This window comes from Winslowiella arboricola, from assembly GCF_025527015.1.
Lineage (GTDB): Bacteria > Pseudomonadota > Gammaproteobacteria > Enterobacterales > Enterobacteriaceae > Erwinia > Erwinia arboricola.
This window is the reverse complement of sequence record NZ_JAODIM010000043.1, coordinates 1,196,392-1,209,915: the sequence shown is the minus strand read 5'-3', so window position 1 is coordinate 1,209,915 and position 13,524 is coordinate 1,196,392. Positions and strand designations below refer to the sequence as shown.

Genomic DNA, 13,524 nt, shown 5'->3' with positions numbered 1-13,524 from the left:
GGTTTACTGTAAACGCTGTTGCAGATAGCGCTGGTAATCAGGGATCTGAATAGCCACCGCCTGTGCAAACAGTGGCGAGTGGATAATAAAATCAGCAGTAGAACGGTTGGTCGCTACCGGAATATTCCACACCGTGGCCAGCCGCAGCAGCGCTTTTACATCGGGGTCGTGTGGCACTGCATTCAGCGGATCCCAGAAGAAAATCAGCAGGTCGATTTTTCCTTCCGCAATCAGCGCGCCAACCTGCTGATCGCCACCCATCGGGCCACTCAGCATGGCATTCACTTCTAAACCGGTCTCACGCTGAATAAGATTCCCGGTGGTGCCGGTGGCATACAGGGTGTGTTCGCCCAGCAGTGCTTTATGAGTATTGACCCACTGCAGCAGCGACGATTTACAGTGATCGTGCGCGACTAAAGCAATATGTTTTGACACGGGAATGGTACGACTGGTCTGCTCCATTAATGCATCCTGGTTTTGCGTAGGGTGATGAAATAAGGGCTTATGCGAAAGAGAATAGCAGCAGTGAGTTTACCGCTGCTTGCGCTAAAACATCAACTTGCGCGCAGTGCTTTCATCCACAAAACCAGACGCTGACGGGTAGCAGAATCAACCTGGTGATACCACAGATTAAGCAGGCGTTCTGTCGGCGTATCATTTAGCGCCAGATCGGCTGGAGGGGGCTGTGTAATGCTGGTGGTGGCCTGCGGTTGGGCAAAACGCGGCACTGAAGCTACCTGACCATTACGGTTGTAGGCGATCATCGCTTTTTCCAGGTCGCTATTATGGCTGGTCAGCAGGCGATCGCGCTTACTGGCAATTTCCTTACCCTGGTCATCAATCAGCTGGAAATCAGGAGCGGCATCGAACTTTCTCCTTTCGCTCAGCGTCTGTAACGCGGGCAAACTGATAGTGATCGATTTTGCCTGGGCATTAAAGGTGGCAATCAGCGGCACGGAAAGGTATTGCCGGTCCCGGGCGACGGTTTTTTCGACGCGGAACAGAAATTGGTGTTCGCCTCGCTCCAGCTCCAGCCCTTCCGCACCTTTTAGCAGGGAGCCGGAAATTTTACGTCCATCCAGCACCAGAAGGTCGATTTCAGGTGCCAGTTTAAGCGTGGTCGCATGGCAGGATGCAGCAACCAGCAGGGCAATTAAACCTGACAGCACCAGACGCAGTTTCATTATTACTCCAGGGGACGCAAGGACAGCTAATCACATTACGAATGTATCAAATTCTTACATTATGGCAGCATATTAACATTTGAACATATATATTCGTGCTATCAACTCATAAAAAGCCACTCGCAGGTTTATTCCTCTTCTTCCGACCACAGATAACCTAAAATGTTTGCATTCATCGCAACAGGAGTGGGATATGAACGATCAAACAATTGCTGATGTATTAAGATCAACGAAGCGTATTGCGCTGGTGGGCGCCAGTGATAATCCGTCGCGTCCCAGCTATGGCGTGATGGCGTATCTGTTGTCACAGGGCTATCAGGTGACGCCTGTCAGCCCAAAACTGGCCGGACAGCAACTGCAGGGACAACAGGTGTATGGCACGCTGGCGGAGATCCCGCATCCGATCGATATGGTCGATGTGTTTCGTAACGCGGAGGCCGCCTGGGGGGTCGCACAGGAGGCGATTGCCATCGGTGCGAAAACCCTCTGGCTGCAAATCGGGGTGATCAACGAGCAGGCCGCGGTACTGGCTGGCGAGGCTGGGCTGACCGTGGTGATGGATCGCTGCCCGAAAATTGAAATTCCGCGCTTAGGATTAGCAAAAAACGGATAAATAAAAACCCCGCCGTAGCGGGGTTTTTATTTAATGGCGCAGACGCGGCGCCTGCAACTGTCGACGGATGGAGGCCGCCAGCGCATCAAGAGAAGGTTGTTCCGGATGTTCACCCGGTGTTTCCCAGGATAACTGCGATTCAGCGAGATAGGTATGGAGCGGCTGTCCGTTGTCATCTTCCATAATCACATGATACCAGGGCGCAGCGCGCAGCGCTTCGTTGTCCGCCAGTTCATCACTGTCTGAATCCACTAATGAGTATTCCGGATCGACATCAACTACCACCCCGAGATAACCAAGCAGCCGGTGGCGGACTTGTTGGCCGATACCAAATTTACTGGCAATCATTGTGACCTCCTGAGAAACATTGCCCTGTCACCAATATGGGGACAGGGACCTTGTTTTCAAGTCACAGAACGCGACAGGCAAAGCCCTTCAGATACATACCTTCCGGATAGCTGGCGATCACCGGATGATCAGCCGCCTGACGGAACTGCTCTATAAATTGTACATCACGGCGCGCATCAAGGGCGGCGTCCGCGATAATTTTTTGAAATAAATCAGTTGCCATTAAGCCAGAACAGGAGAAAGTCAGCAACATGCCGCCCGGATTAAGCAGCTGCATTGCCAGCATATTAATGTCTTTGTAACCGCGGCAGGCACCCGCCAGCTGATTTTTGTTTTCGACGAATTTCGGCGGATCCATCACGATCAGATCGAACTTCTCGCCGCTGTCACGATAAGTACGTAAAAGTTTAAACACATCATCGCGCAGGAACTGGGCTTTTGACACATCAAGGCCATTCAGTTCGACATTCTGTCGGGCGATATCAAGCGCCGCCTGCGAGGTGTCAACGCTAATCACTTCGCTGCAGCCGCCCATCAGCGCAGAGACTGCAAAACCACCGGTATAGGAGAAACAGTTAAGCACGCGGCGATCTTTGGCATAACGACGTGTCGCCAGACGGCTGTCGCGCTGATCCAGATAGTAACCGGTTTTATGACCGCCCTGAATATCCACCAGCAGCTTCATACCGTGTTCGGTAATCGGCAGCAGCGGCGGTGGCAGTTCACCTGAAACCACGCCCTGTGTCAGCTCCAGCCCCTCTTTCTTACGTACCGATACATCCGAGCGATCGTAGATGGCGCAATGCGGATAACACTGCGTCAGTGCGGCAATCAGCGGCGCACGCTGGTACTCTGCACCGGCAGAGAGCAGTTGCAGCACAAGGAAGTTGCCAAAGCGGTCAATAGTCACACCTGGCATACCGTCGGATTCACCCGCAATCAGGCGATAGCTGTCGAGATCGTCACGCTGGGCCAGCCAGTCACGCAGCAGCTGCGCCGCCTGCAGGCGTCGGACAAAGAAATCGATATCAACAGACTCGTCCTGCTGCCAGCTCCAGACGCGCGCGCGGATTTGTGAGTGCGGCGAATAAGCCGCACGCGCCAGCCATTTACCCTGGCTGTCGCAAACATCAATGGTTTCGCCACTGGAGGCCTTGCCTTCCAGACGCGCGACAGCGCCGGAGAATACCCATGGGTGACGACGTAACAGGGATTTTTCACGGCCCTTAGCGAGAATCAAACGAACGGTCATATTTTGCTATGCTTACCTGGAGAAAATTTGGCGCCATTGTCCGGTGCTGGCCGCAAAAATGCAATAATTGCCGTAGTTGCAATGAGCATGCTGCGTCGGGCGACGAAAGGTGTCAGTTCAGGGTATTAAATCGCGTAACCGGAGGTCTGGATGAGTTCAGCGGACAATAAGTGCATCAAGGTATGGGTGCATGGCATGGTACAGGGTGTCGGCTTTCGTTATACCACTCAGGCGCAGGCAAAAACGCTGGGGTTAACCGGCTATGCGCGCAACCTGGATGATGGCAGTGTAGAGGTGCTGGCATGCGGTTCGCTGCCGCAAGTGGACGAGCTGGTGGCCTGGCTGAAGGCGGGCGGGCCACGCAGCGCGCGGGTCGATAAAGTGCTTACCGAGCCGCATCAGCCCGCTGAACTGCCGCGCGGCTTTACCACCGGTTAACTCAGAGACATTTTACCGGTTTAGGCAGGCCAGCAATTTTGGTTGCCTGCTTTGCCGGGCCTTCCGGGAACAGACGGAACAGATAACGGCTGTTGCCTTTCTCTTCACCAAACTTATTTGCCATCGCCTTGACCAGCATCCGCACCGCAGGTGAGGTATTGAACTCCAGATAAAATTCGCGCACAAAGCGCACCACTTCCCAGTGAGCATCGGTCATCGCGATCGATTCTTCTGTGGCGATATACAGCGCCAGCGCCTCGCTCCAGTCGCCGACATGTTTCAGATAACCCTGCGCGTCGCGCTCAATCTCTTTACCTTCAAATAACACGCTATTGCCTCGTTAACCGTTTACGTCGCGCAGTTTAGCAAACTTTTTCGCAGGCAAAAATAAAGCCCCGCATTTGCGGGGCTTTATCTGTTTATCAGGCTGGATTAGTTGCTACGGGCGAAGCCGAGAATACTTAACAGGCTGATAAAGATATTGTACAGCGAGACATACAGGCTGACGGTGGCGCGGATATAGTTAGTCTCCCCGCCGTGGATGATATTGCTGGTTTCCCACAGGATGGCGCCGGCGGAGAACAGAATAAACATCGCACTAATTGCCAGATGCAGCGCCGGGATTTGCAGGAACAGGTTAGCCACCACGGCCACCAGCAGCACCACAAAGCCTGCCATCATCATGCCGCCGAGGAACGACATATCTTTGCGCGTAGTCAGCACATAGGCAGAACAGCAGAAGAACACCAGCGCCGTACCGCCCAATGCCAGCGCAATGGTATCGCCCATGCCGGCGCTCAGGTAGCTGTTGAGAATCGGGCCGAGGCAGTAGCCAAGGAAGCCGGTAAAGGCAAAGGCGGCCAGAATACCCATCGGGCTGTCAGCCAGCTTGTGGGTCAGGAACATTAAACCGTAAAAGCCAACCAGCATCAGAATCAAGCCTGGCGATGGCAGAGCAAACACGGTGCTGGCAGTTGCCGTAATGGCCGAGAAAGTCAGCGTCATGCCCAGCAGGAAGTAGGTATTGCGCAGGACTTTATTCGTACTTATTAGCGAACTTTCGCGTGTGGAAGTAACAATGCGATCCATAAAGAGCCTCTTATCAGGTCACAAATATAGCTGTGACAATAGGGATTCAGGATAAACAAAGGAAGCCGTTTTACCCTTCTTTACGCGTTAAACCGCTGATAATCCGCACGTGGTGGCGATATTTGCGGCAAAAAAGCCGCGACTGGTGATTTTTCAGGCGAACGAATGAAAACAGGCTTTACAACTCTGAGGCACATGTTTATAGTGCGCCTCATTGCGGAGGGGTGGCCGAGTGGCTGAAGGCACCGGTCTTGAAAACCGGCGACGGGAAACCGTTCGAGAGTTCGAATCTCTCCTCCTCCGCCATCTTCTCTTAGCGTCCTGCTAAAATTGCATAATTCCTGAATAAACTCCTGAAATCATCCGCGGTACCACATCCGCAGCATACGCTCTTCAATGCAACCTTCTGCCTCTGCAATAAAACCCCTTTTTTGTTATATCAACTTCCCTGGTGCTGGCGACAGATAGCAACGGGCTACACTGTATAAAACCATGATATAACCCGTGATGAAAATTCGCATGTGGGGTAATTACCCCCTGTTCATGGCGTAAATAATCTGCTATAGAAATATTAAAGTAGCCGAAACTTAAAAAAGTTTAAGTATTTGTCTGGGTATGATATCAAGATGTTCTGCCTGTGTAATGTGGTTGTCTTTATCAATATTATAACTTTACTATAAGTTATCTCTCTAAGGATGGAGAAAGACAATGGAAATTCATACCCTCCAGCAAGCCAGCGCATCGTCAAAATTCCGTAATATAGTCAGCAACAGTGTTGATTTGTCTTATTACGACATTTCGTTCTCAATAATTGATACAGACTCATTGAGTGTGGTTGCGGTTACCTCAAATTATGAATGGCATCTCTGTTACTGGGGGCATGATCTCGATAAAGGATTAAACCAGCGGCTGATTACCGGTGTCAAAACGTGGAGAAATTACGATATCAACCACGCGAATATTTTTGCAAAATTTTTTCCTGAGAGAAAAACGAAAATAGATATCTGTACCCGGCATGGCGCTTGCTATGAAATTATGTCTGTCAGTAGTGGCAACGAACTGGAGTTTGCTCAGGTCGTCAGCCTGCTGCGACTTAAGCCTGCCATTAGTGCGGTGGCAAAAAATCTGTGCAGAAAAAAACAGGATGAGCTATCACTGCCTTTGCGCGCACATAAAGTAGAGAGCGTGGCTGGGAAGGTGACCGATTTCTCCCGGAGTAACCCGGATATCTGGCAATTTGGTCATCTCACTTTCACCAGTCTGGAAATGGATACTATCCGTCTGTTATTGATGTGTCGTTCGATGAAAGAGATTGCCTGGCTTCACCAATGTAGCGTAAAAACAGAACATAACCGGCTTAATAATATTAAAATGAAAGCCGGTTGCCCGCATCATCCCAATTCATCATTATTTGATATATTAAACCGCAATGGAGTGACGCAGGCATGTCTGGAAACCTTCACCATATCTCGTTAACCTGTCGCGATTTACTTGCCTCACAACTTTTCTATCAGCTGTTTGGCTTTGTCGCCGATAAAAAATACGAAGATGAGACGGTTATTATTTTGCTGCTTAAAGACGAGGACGTATTTATTGAGCTGTTTCACTTTAAGCGCTTAATTCAGCGTGCTGCTCAGGCAAAGAATCTGCAAAATATTGGTTTCACCCATCTGGCATTTAAAAGCCGTTGTCTGAGCGCGACGCGTCATCTGCTGGAGCAAAAGGGATACCTCTGTCAGGAGGACCGCATCGCCAGAGTGAGTAACTTTCGTTACTTCTTTACTGCCGATCCGGATGGGAATTTAGTCGAGATCGTTGAGGAGCAGTAAGATGAAATGGAGACAAAGGATTGGTGTCGTGGCAGGAAATGCGCTGGAGTTTTATGATATCGCGGTTTATGCCGCCATCTCCGGGTGGTTGTCGTTGCTGTTTGAACAACAGGGAGTACAGCATGGCACCGCGATAGTCTGGGGGATATTTGCCCTGCGCTTTCTTATCCGGCCACTGGGGGGAATCGTTATCGCCCGCTATGCAGAAAAACATGGCAGGAAAGCGGCATTGATCTTTACCAGTACCTTAACCGGCGTGGCGACCTTTACCATGGCCTTTCTGCCAGTAGAGTTTCTCGGACGTGCGGTTATTTTCGCTTTTCTGCTATTGCAAATGCTGCAGGCCTTCTCCTTCGGCGGTGAATACCCCACGGTGATTAACTATTTACTCCGGGATGCGAAAAGTGATCACTTCGGCAGAATCAGTGCCCTGATTGTTGGCAGTTCGCTGGTCGGTGTGATCGCTTCTGTCAGTATTGTGCTGATGCTTAGCGCGATCCTGAGTGATGAACAGATGCTTGATTATGGCTGGCGAATTCCGCTGATGATTGGCGGCCTCAATATTGTTATCAGTTTCTGGTTTCGTGCCCGCCTGCCATTTCAGAATCCCGAGGCGAGGGCAGAGCAGAAAAATCGTTTACTGAACAAACACACCCTGTTGATCTTCCTGATCGCTATTCCCGGAGCAGTGGTGTTTTATATGCAAAATATGGCCAGCACACTGATTGGTAACGCGCTACTGATCGGCGAGATGAAAGCGTATTATCCCATTTTCAATTCACTATTGTTAATGATGATGGTGATAACCGTTGGCATCTGGGTGGATAAGTTCTCCACTCCACTAAAAAACTTTACTCTGGGGGCGCTGCTATTACTGTTGCTGGCAACACCGCTCTACTGGCTGATGGATAGCCAGTCACTGTTGGTGATGGTGCTGGCTGCTCTGTCCTTATCGTTTATTGCAGCCCTGATACTGGCTAATCTGGCTGCGGTATTATGGCAGCAGGCAGGCGACCGGGATCTGGCGCTTGGCTTCGGTTATAATCTGGCGCTGTCAATTTTTGGTGGTTTAACCCCGGTCATCATTAACGCGATAATCCCTTATGGTTTTCTCTTTGCGGGTCTCTATGTTGCGGCATCGGTTTTTCCACTGTTTCTGATGAATAAATATTGTGCTGTCAGCGCCAAAACCGGAAGAATCCTGAGCCCGGATAAATAGCTGTCGCGAAAAACAAGTACAGATTTCCAGCATAACGACTTAAAAGACAAGCAATTAGCGCATATTTTCGACGGTTGGCAACAATAGCGCTAATTGCCTGTTGCTCTCATACAATCAAACTACTACACTGCTACGCATCTTGAAGACCTGAGCCAGATATTACAGGGTTTTGAGATGGCTTTAGTAATGAAGTCTGCGGAGGGGTGGCCGAGTGGCTGAAGGCACCGGTCTTGAAAACCGGCGACGGGAAACCGTTCGAGAGTTCGAATCTCTCCTCCTCCGCCATCTTTATTCCCGCTTGTATCATGAACGCTTCTGTTCAGACTCTCTTTGTTATACTCCCTCAATACTTTGTCTGTACGCTACCTCAACCTGTGGTTGCCACTTCACTGATTCTGAAAAACATCCTGTTGCTTTTCAATCTGCTATTGGCACTAAACCGTTGCCGTCAGAGTCTGCTATATTGCTAACATTATCTGCGTCACTGCAAACGTCCGGGGCTTTTCGGTACTGGGCAGGTTATGATGTTCCGATATTTTTCGTTGTCCGCTCGCGGGCAGCGTGTTTGATAGCCGGGATGTTTATCATCTGAATCAATGGAATATGCACAATGATCAAAAAATATACTCTCTGCGCGTTGTCCGTACTGGCCGCTTTACCTGTCGGATTCTCCGCCATTGCCGCGGATGGCGATTTGCAGTTACAGCAAGTATTGATGATGAGTCGCCATAACCTGCGTGCCCCGCTGGCGGATAACGGCAGTGTTTTAGAGCAATCGACGAAAAAAGCCTGGCCGCAGTGGGATGTTCCCGGCGGTCAGTTGACGACTAAAGGCGGTGTGCTGGAAGTTTACATGGGGCATTACACCCGTGAATGGCTGGCGCAGCAGGGCCTGGTAAAAAATGGCGAATGTCCGGCGTCTGATGAGGTGTTTGCCTATGCCAACAGCCTGCAGCGTACCGTGGCCACTGCCCAGTTCTTTATTAATGGTGCTTTCCCCGGCTGCGATATCGCTGTCACTCATCAGGACGAGATGGGCAGTATGGATCCGATCTTCAATCCGGTGATCACCAATAGCAGCGAAGAGTTTAATAAGAAAGCGCTGACGGCCATTAATGCCGCCGGTGAAAAGCTGAGCCTGAAGCCAGCATTCCAGCGTCTGGAAAAGATCATCGATTATAAAAATGCCCCGGCCTGTAAAGATAACAAGCAGTGCAGCCTGAGCGGCGATAATCAGAATAAATTCAAAGCGAATAATGGCGAAGAGCCGGGCGTTGCCGGTCCGCTGCGCGTGGGCAACTCGCTGGTTGATGCTTTCACCCTGCAATATTACGAAGGCTTCCCGATGGAGCAGGTGGCCTGGGGGCAGATTAAGACCGCTGAGCAGTGGAAAGAGTTGTCGACCATTAAAAATGGTTACCAGGATGCACTGTTCACTTCAGCTGATGTCGCGCGCAATGTTGCCGCGCCGCTGGTGGACTATATCCGTAGCCAGTTGATCGATCAGGACAAAGCCTCGGCACCAAAAGTGACGCTGATGGTCGGTCATGATTCTAATATCGCTTCACTGCTGACCGCTCTGGATTTCAAACCTTACGAGCTGCCTGGTCAGAATGAGCGTACGCCGATTGGTGGCCAGGTGGTGTTTGAACGCTGGCATGATCCCAAGACTGATAAAGACCTGGTGAAAGTGGAGTATGTTTACCAGAGTTCTGAACAGCTGCGTGATGCTGAACCGCTGACGCTGAAGAATCCGCCACAGCGTGTGACGCTGCAGATGAAAGGCTGTGATACCGATGCGAATGGATTCTGTTCATGGGAGCAGTTCACCCAGGTGCTGAATACCGCAGTGCAGGGTACCTCAATGCAACGTGCGGCACCGGCGGCTGCTGCTCAGCCTGCCGCGGCGCCAGCTACAGAGCAGGATGCTGCGAAAGTTGCGGCAGATAAAGCCGCTGCCGCCAAAGCTGCGGCGGAGAAAGCGACGGCTGACAAGGCCGCCGCTGATAAAGCTGCACAGGAGAAAGCGGCTGAAGAGAAGCTGGCGGCAGATAAAGCTGCTGCTGCCCAGGCTGCTGCGGATAAAGCGGCCGCTGACAAAGCTGCAACCGATAAGGCTGCAACCGATAAGGCTGCAGCTGACAAAGCTAAAACCGAGAAAGCAGCCGCTGACAAAGCCGCTGCCGACAAAGCTGCAGCAGCTAAACCGCAGTAAACCTCCTGGCGGCGAGAACGCCGCCCCTACGATCATATGGGTGTAGGGGCGGCGTTCTCGCCGCCCGTGTTGCGGGTTTGCACAATGGTGATGACGGCGTACTCGCCGCCGTGCAGATCGTCTGCATGATATTCAATGACGACCTGTGACCAATAAAAAAAGGGCCGACAATTGTCGGCCCTTGTTATTTCTGGCAACTAATAACGTTTACGCTTTCGCCACCACCACCAGTTTCTGGTTCACGAACTCTTTGATACCGAGGTCGGACAGCTCACGGCCAAAGCCGGAACGTTTTACGCCACCAAACGGAAGCTCCGCAGCGGTATCAGTCATCGAGTTGATATACACCATGCCGGTTTCAATCTGTGAAGCCAGCTTTTTACCGCGCTCGATATTGCTGGTAAACACTGAACCGCCCAGGCCGTAATGGGAATCGTTGGCCAGCTGCACCACTTCGTCATCATCTTTGACGACATAGACTTGCGCCACCGGACCGAAAAACTCTTCGAAATAAGCCGGATTATCACGCGTAATGCCGGTGAGGATCGTCGGCTGATAGAAACAGCCTTCGCCTTCCACTACCTTGCCGCCAAAGTGCAGTTTCGCGCCATTACTTACTGCAGCTTTCACTTGCTTATCCAGTGTATCGCGCGCGCCAGCGGAAGATAGCGGACCTAAAGTCGTGCTCTCATCCAGCGGGTCGCCCAGCTTCGCCGCTTTAAATGCAGCGGTAAATTTCTCAAGGAAGGCATCAGCCACTTTCTGATGGACAATAAAGCGTTTAGCCGCGGTACACACCTGACCGGCATTATTGAGGCGCGCCTGCGCACCCTGTTTCACAGCCTCATCGAGGTTGCAGTCATCCAGCACCACAAACACATCGTTACCGCCCAGCTCCAGCGTCGATTTTTTCAGGTATTTTGCCGCCTGTGCAGCAACGACGCTGCCCGCTTTTTCCGAACCGGTCAGCGCGGCGCCCTGAACGCGATCGTCGGCAATCAGCTCCGCTACCTGGTCGCTGGAGATAAACATATTGGTCCAGGCGCCTTTTGGCGCACCGGCATCCAGCACCATCTGCTCGAAGATGCTGGCGCAGTGCGGCACGATACCGGCATGTTTGGCCAGCACCGGATTCCCAGCAGCAAGATTTGGCGCCAGCACGCGCATCAGCTGGTAATAAGGGAAATTCCACGGCTCTACCGCCATCAGCACGCCTATCGGATGGTTTTCAACCCAGGCTTCGCCGAGGTCGGTAGGATAACGGGTCGGTTGCAGGAAACGTTCAGCATTTTCGGCATAATAGCGGGCGATTTGCGCACAAAGCTTCACTTCGCCGCGGCTCTGGTTAATCAGTTTCCCCATCTCAACGCTGGCAATTTTCGCCAGTTCATCAACACGGCTATCAATAATATCGGCCAGTTTTTTCAGCACCTGCAGACGCGGCTGAATATCACCTTTCGACCATGATGATTTATACAATTTGGCTGCCGTATCCAGTGCTTGCTCCACTTGCTGTGGGCTGTGATCCGGCCATGATTTAATCAGCTTGTTATTCGCCGGATTGATGGTTTGATATGCAGACATAGATTTACTCCTTGGTAACAAGCCAGCTAAAAAACTGGAAATAAAAATTGTTTGCCGGGCAGGCAATTTCCCACCCGGACAGTGCCGATTCAGACGTTTTTACGGTCGACCACTTTGTCATCCCAGGTCAGTACGTCTTTATCGGTTTTCTCAAAAGCGCGCAGTAACACATCATCACTGCCTTGTTGCTCCCAGATTTTTTCAGCGAGTTTTTCGTCATACGCCGCGATTTCAAAAATCGCTTCGGCGATTTCCGGTGAGGTATGACGCAGGCTTGCCCATTCTCCTACACGATGTGCTTTCGACTGTTGCGTTGCCATGTTTGCCTCCTGAAAGGTGAGATTAGCCGTTAAGTTTTGCCGCCAGTCTGGCGACATGCTCGCCCTGATAACGGGCAATAGTGAGTTCTTCTTCGCTGGGCTGTCGTGAGCCATCACCGCCAGCAATAGTGGTGGCGCCATATGGGGTGCCGCCACGTACCTGGCTGATATCAAACAGCTCTTTGGTGCCATAGCCAATCGGGACGATCACCATGCCGTGATGCGCTAATGTGGTCCAGGTCGAGGTAATAGTCTGTTCCTGACCGCCGCCGGTGCCGGTTGAGGCAAATACGCTGGCCAGCTTGCCGTACAGCGCGCCCGAGGCCCACAGCCCACCGGTACGGTCAAGGAAAGTGCGCATCTGGCCAGCCATATTGCCGAAGCGGGTTGGCGTGCCGAAGATAATCGCGTCGTACTGCGGTAATTCGTCCGCGGTAGCTTCCTCTGCCGCCTGCTGGGTTTTGCCGCCCACTTGCGCAAAGCGTTCTGCGTCCATCGTTTCTGGTACGCGCTTGATGGTCACTTCCGCACCCGGAACCTTGCTGGCGCCTTCTGCGACCGCTTTGGCCATGGTTTCAATATGTCCGTACATTGAATAGTAGAGCACAAGAATCTTCGCCATTGATTATCTCCGTGGTGGATGGATGGTTGCAGCAAAAAAGAACTCGCTGACCCGGGACGGGCCAGCGAGTGAGTCAGAGTTTCTTCCGGGGTTTTTGTGGCATTTTGTCGCCTGATTCAGGCGCATTTTTGGGATCATCTTTTGCCGGACGGGGCTGTGGTTTTGCCATCATATGTCTCCTGCATTGTGCTGCGATTGATGAGGCGATTACTAAAGTATAGAAGAGAAAGTCACATTTTGCCGGAGGCGTCCGGGCATTGAAGGGAGACGGCAGCAGCGTCGATTGTCATGAGGCTAATTCAATAATGCTTATAATGGCTTAAGTGAAGTCTGTGGCATTAAGCGAATTTAATAGCCGATTGTTTGTTTCTAAATATAAATGAGCGGCAGAAAACAGGTCGTTTCGTCTAAACTGGAAGTGGTGGTGACGACAAGCGGGCTTCTTCCTGTTGCCCGATTCCGCCACCTCCTTTCGCCACCGGCGGAGGGGGCGTTAGCAATATGATGGCTTAACTATTCGGAGGTAAGAAATGGCAGAACATCGTGGAGGCTCTGGTAATTTCGCTGAAGACCGTGAGAGAGCATCAGAAGCTGGCCGTAAAGGGGGCAAAAGCAGTGGGGGAAACTTCAAGAATGACCCGCAGCGTGCTTCCAAAGCAGGTGAAAAAGGGGGACGGAGCAGCGGCAAGAAATAACAGCCTGCTGTCTGCACTATAAGCATTACCCCCAGCCGCCGGGTTATCCCCGGCGGTTTGCCGGATTAATTAACTCCCCCCATTGACCTGGTTATCTCCTCAACGCACACTGGCGC

At 51.6% G+C, this 13,524-nt stretch carries 16 protein-coding genes and 2 tRNA genes; 9 read left to right on the top strand and 9 right to left on the bottom strand.

The annotated features are described in order from the left end of the window. Nucleotides 1–3 precede the first annotated feature (3 nt). Nucleotides 4–462: a methylglyoxal synthase gene (locus N5923_RS23140; RefSeq protein ID WP_267144401.1), complete on the bottom strand. Its 459-nt coding sequence runs from the start codon at nt 460–462 to the stop codon at nt 4–6. A 92-nt stretch (nt 463–554) separates the two neighbouring features. Continuing rightward, nucleotides 555–1,184 carry a DUF2057 family protein gene (locus N5923_RS23135; RefSeq protein ID WP_267144402.1) on the bottom strand — a complete coding sequence of 210 codons (630 nt, stop codon included), beginning with the start codon at nt 1,182–1,184 and terminating at the stop codon, nt 555–557. Nucleotides 1,185–1,377: 193 nt separating this feature from the next. On the opposite strand from N5923_RS23135, the gene N5923_RS23130 reads away from it, so the two are divergent. Continuing rightward, complete coding sequence (locus N5923_RS23130; RefSeq protein ID WP_267144403.1) at nt 1,378–1,797, top strand: CoA-binding protein; 420 nt, start codon at nt 1,378–1,380, stop codon at nt 1,795–1,797. A gap of 30 nt (nt 1,798–1,827) precedes the next feature. Here the strand turns inward: N5923_RS23130 and hspQ are convergent, their stop codons facing one another. Further along, nucleotides 1,828–2,145, bottom strand: a complete 318-nt coding sequence (gene hspQ, locus N5923_RS23125; RefSeq protein WP_267144404.1) for a heat shock protein HspQ — start codon at nt 2,143–2,145, stop codon at nt 1,828–1,830. 61 nt (nt 2,146–2,206) lie between these two features. Then, a complete protein-coding gene (rlmI, locus tag N5923_RS23120; RefSeq protein ID WP_267144405.1) occupies nt 2,207–3,397 on the bottom strand; it encodes a 23S rRNA (cytosine(1962)-C(5))-methyltransferase RlmI in 1,191 nt (396 codons plus the stop codon). Nucleotides 3,398–3,547: 150 nt separating this feature from the next. Here rlmI and yccX point away from each other — a divergent pair, with 150 nt between their 5' ends. After that, a complete protein-coding gene (gene yccX / locus N5923_RS23115; protein WP_267144406.1) occupies nt 3,548–3,835 on the top strand; it encodes an acylphosphatase in 288 nt (95 codons plus the stop codon). 1 nt (nt 3,836) lies between these two features. Here the strand turns inward: yccX and tusE are convergent, their stop codons facing one another. Together tusE and yccA are read right to left on the bottom strand one after the other, a co-directional pair. Next, on the bottom strand, nt 3,837–4,163 hold the full coding sequence (gene tusE / locus N5923_RS23110) for a sulfurtransferase TusE (protein ID WP_267144407.1): 327 nt from the start codon (nt 4,161–4,163) through the stop codon (nt 3,837–3,839). 104 nt (nt 4,164–4,267) lie between these two features. Then, complete coding sequence (gene yccA, locus N5923_RS23105) at nt 4,268–4,924, bottom strand: FtsH protease modulator YccA (protein ID WP_017802514.1); 657 nt, start codon at nt 4,922–4,924, stop codon at nt 4,268–4,270. 218 nt (nt 4,925–5,142) lie between these two features. Here yccA and N5923_RS23100 point away from each other — a divergent pair. The 6 genes from N5923_RS23100 (at nt 5,143) to agp (ending at nt 10,187) form a co-directional block, all read left to right on the top strand. Further along, nucleotides 5,143–5,230 (top strand) — tRNA-Ser (locus tag N5923_RS23100). Nucleotides 5,231–5,632: 402 nt separating this feature from the next. Continuing rightward, entirely contained in the window at nt 5,633–6,400 is a 768-nt protein-coding gene (locus tag N5923_RS23095; RefSeq protein WP_267144408.1) for a helix-turn-helix transcriptional regulator, read from the top strand. Further along, entirely contained in the window at nt 6,370–6,753 is a 384-nt protein-coding gene (locus N5923_RS23090) for a VOC family protein (RefSeq protein ID WP_267144409.1), read from the top strand. The genes N5923_RS23095 and N5923_RS23090 overlap by 31 nt, the downstream gene beginning before the upstream one ends. 1 nt (nt 6,754) lies before the next feature. Continuing rightward, on the top strand, nt 6,755–7,972 hold the full coding sequence (locus N5923_RS23085; RefSeq protein WP_267144410.1) for an MFS transporter: 1,218 nt from the start codon (nt 6,755–6,757) through the stop codon (nt 7,970–7,972). A 197-nt stretch (nt 7,973–8,169) separates the two neighbouring features. Further along, nucleotides 8,170–8,257 (top strand) — tRNA-Ser (locus N5923_RS23080). Between the two features lie 325 nt (nt 8,258–8,582). Next, entirely contained in the window at nt 8,583–10,187 is a 1,605-nt protein-coding gene (agp, locus tag N5923_RS23075; protein ID WP_267144411.1) for a bifunctional glucose-1-phosphatase/inositol phosphatase, read from the top strand. Nucleotides 10,188–10,394: 207 nt separating this feature from the next. Here agp and N5923_RS23070 read toward each other — a convergent pair whose 3' ends face one another. The 3 genes from N5923_RS23070 to wrbA form a co-directional block, all read right to left on the bottom strand. Next, nucleotides 10,395–11,771, bottom strand: a complete 1,377-nt coding sequence (locus N5923_RS23070) for an NAD-dependent succinate-semialdehyde dehydrogenase (RefSeq protein WP_267144412.1) — start codon at nt 11,769–11,771, stop codon at nt 10,395–10,397. Between the two features lie 89 nt (nt 11,772–11,860). Continuing rightward, nucleotides 11,861–12,091, bottom strand: coding sequence for a YccJ family protein (locus tag N5923_RS23065; protein ID WP_267144413.1), 231 nt, complete (start codon nt 12,089–12,091; stop codon nt 11,861–11,863). A gap of 22 nt (nt 12,092–12,113) precedes the next feature. After that, nucleotides 12,114–12,713, bottom strand: a complete 600-nt coding sequence (wrbA, locus tag N5923_RS23060; RefSeq protein WP_267144414.1) for an NAD(P)H:quinone oxidoreductase — start codon at nt 12,711–12,713, stop codon at nt 12,114–12,116. Nucleotides 12,714–13,243: 530 nt separating this feature from the next. Between wrbA and N5923_RS23055 the strand changes: the two genes are divergently transcribed. Beyond that, a complete protein-coding gene (locus N5923_RS23055) occupies nt 13,244–13,408 on the top strand; it encodes a con-10 family general stress protein (protein WP_071590531.1) in 165 nt (54 codons plus the stop codon). Nucleotides 13,409–13,524 lie beyond the last annotated feature (116 nt).

Excerpts from the sequence above, each read along its gene's own strand:
- N5923_RS23140 (WP_267144401.1), bottom strand. The coding sequence starts at position 462 with ATGGAGCAGACCAGTCGTACCATTCCCGTGTCAAAACATATTGCTTTA.
- N5923_RS23135 (WP_267144402.1), bottom strand. The coding sequence starts at position 1,184 with ATGAAACTGCGTCTGGTGCTGTCAGGTTTAATTGCCCTGCTGGTTGCT.
- N5923_RS23130 (WP_267144403.1), top strand. The coding sequence starts at position 1,378 with ATGAACGATCAAACAATTGCTGATGTATTAAGATCAACGAAGCGTATT.
- hspQ (WP_267144404.1), bottom strand. The coding sequence starts at position 2,145 with ATGATTGCCAGTAAATTTGGTATCGGCCAACAAGTCCGCCACCGGCTG.
- rlmI (WP_267144405.1), bottom strand. The coding sequence starts at position 3,397 with ATGACCGTTCGTTTGATTCTCGCTAAGGGCCGTGAAAAATCCCTGTTA.
- yccX (WP_267144406.1), top strand. The coding sequence starts at position 3,548 with ATGAGTTCAGCGGACAATAAGTGCATCAAGGTATGGGTGCATGGCATG.
- yccA (WP_017802514.1), bottom strand. The coding sequence starts at position 4,924 with ATGGATCGCATTGTTACTTCCACACGCGAAAGTTCGCTAATAAGTACG.
- N5923_RS23095 (WP_267144408.1), top strand. The coding sequence starts at position 5,633 with ATGGAAATTCATACCCTCCAGCAAGCCAGCGCATCGTCAAAATTCCGT.
- N5923_RS23090 (WP_267144409.1), top strand. The coding sequence starts at position 6,370 with ATGTCTGGAAACCTTCACCATATCTCGTTAACCTGTCGCGATTTACTT.
- N5923_RS23085 (WP_267144410.1), top strand. The coding sequence starts at position 6,755 with ATGAAATGGAGACAAAGGATTGGTGTCGTGGCAGGAAATGCGCTGGAG.
- agp (WP_267144411.1), top strand. The coding sequence starts at position 8,583 with ATGATCAAAAAATATACTCTCTGCGCGTTGTCCGTACTGGCCGCTTTA.
- N5923_RS23070 (WP_267144412.1), bottom strand. The coding sequence starts at position 11,771 with ATGTCTGCATATCAAACCATCAATCCGGCGAATAACAAGCTGATTAAA.
- N5923_RS23065 (WP_267144413.1), bottom strand. The coding sequence starts at position 12,091 with ATGGCAACGCAACAGTCGAAAGCACATCGTGTAGGAGAATGGGCAAGC.
- wrbA (WP_267144414.1), bottom strand. The coding sequence starts at position 12,713 with ATGGCGAAGATTCTTGTGCTCTACTATTCAATGTACGGACATATTGAA.
- N5923_RS23055 (WP_071590531.1), top strand. The coding sequence starts at position 13,244 with ATGGCAGAACATCGTGGAGGCTCTGGTAATTTCGCTGAAGACCGTGAG.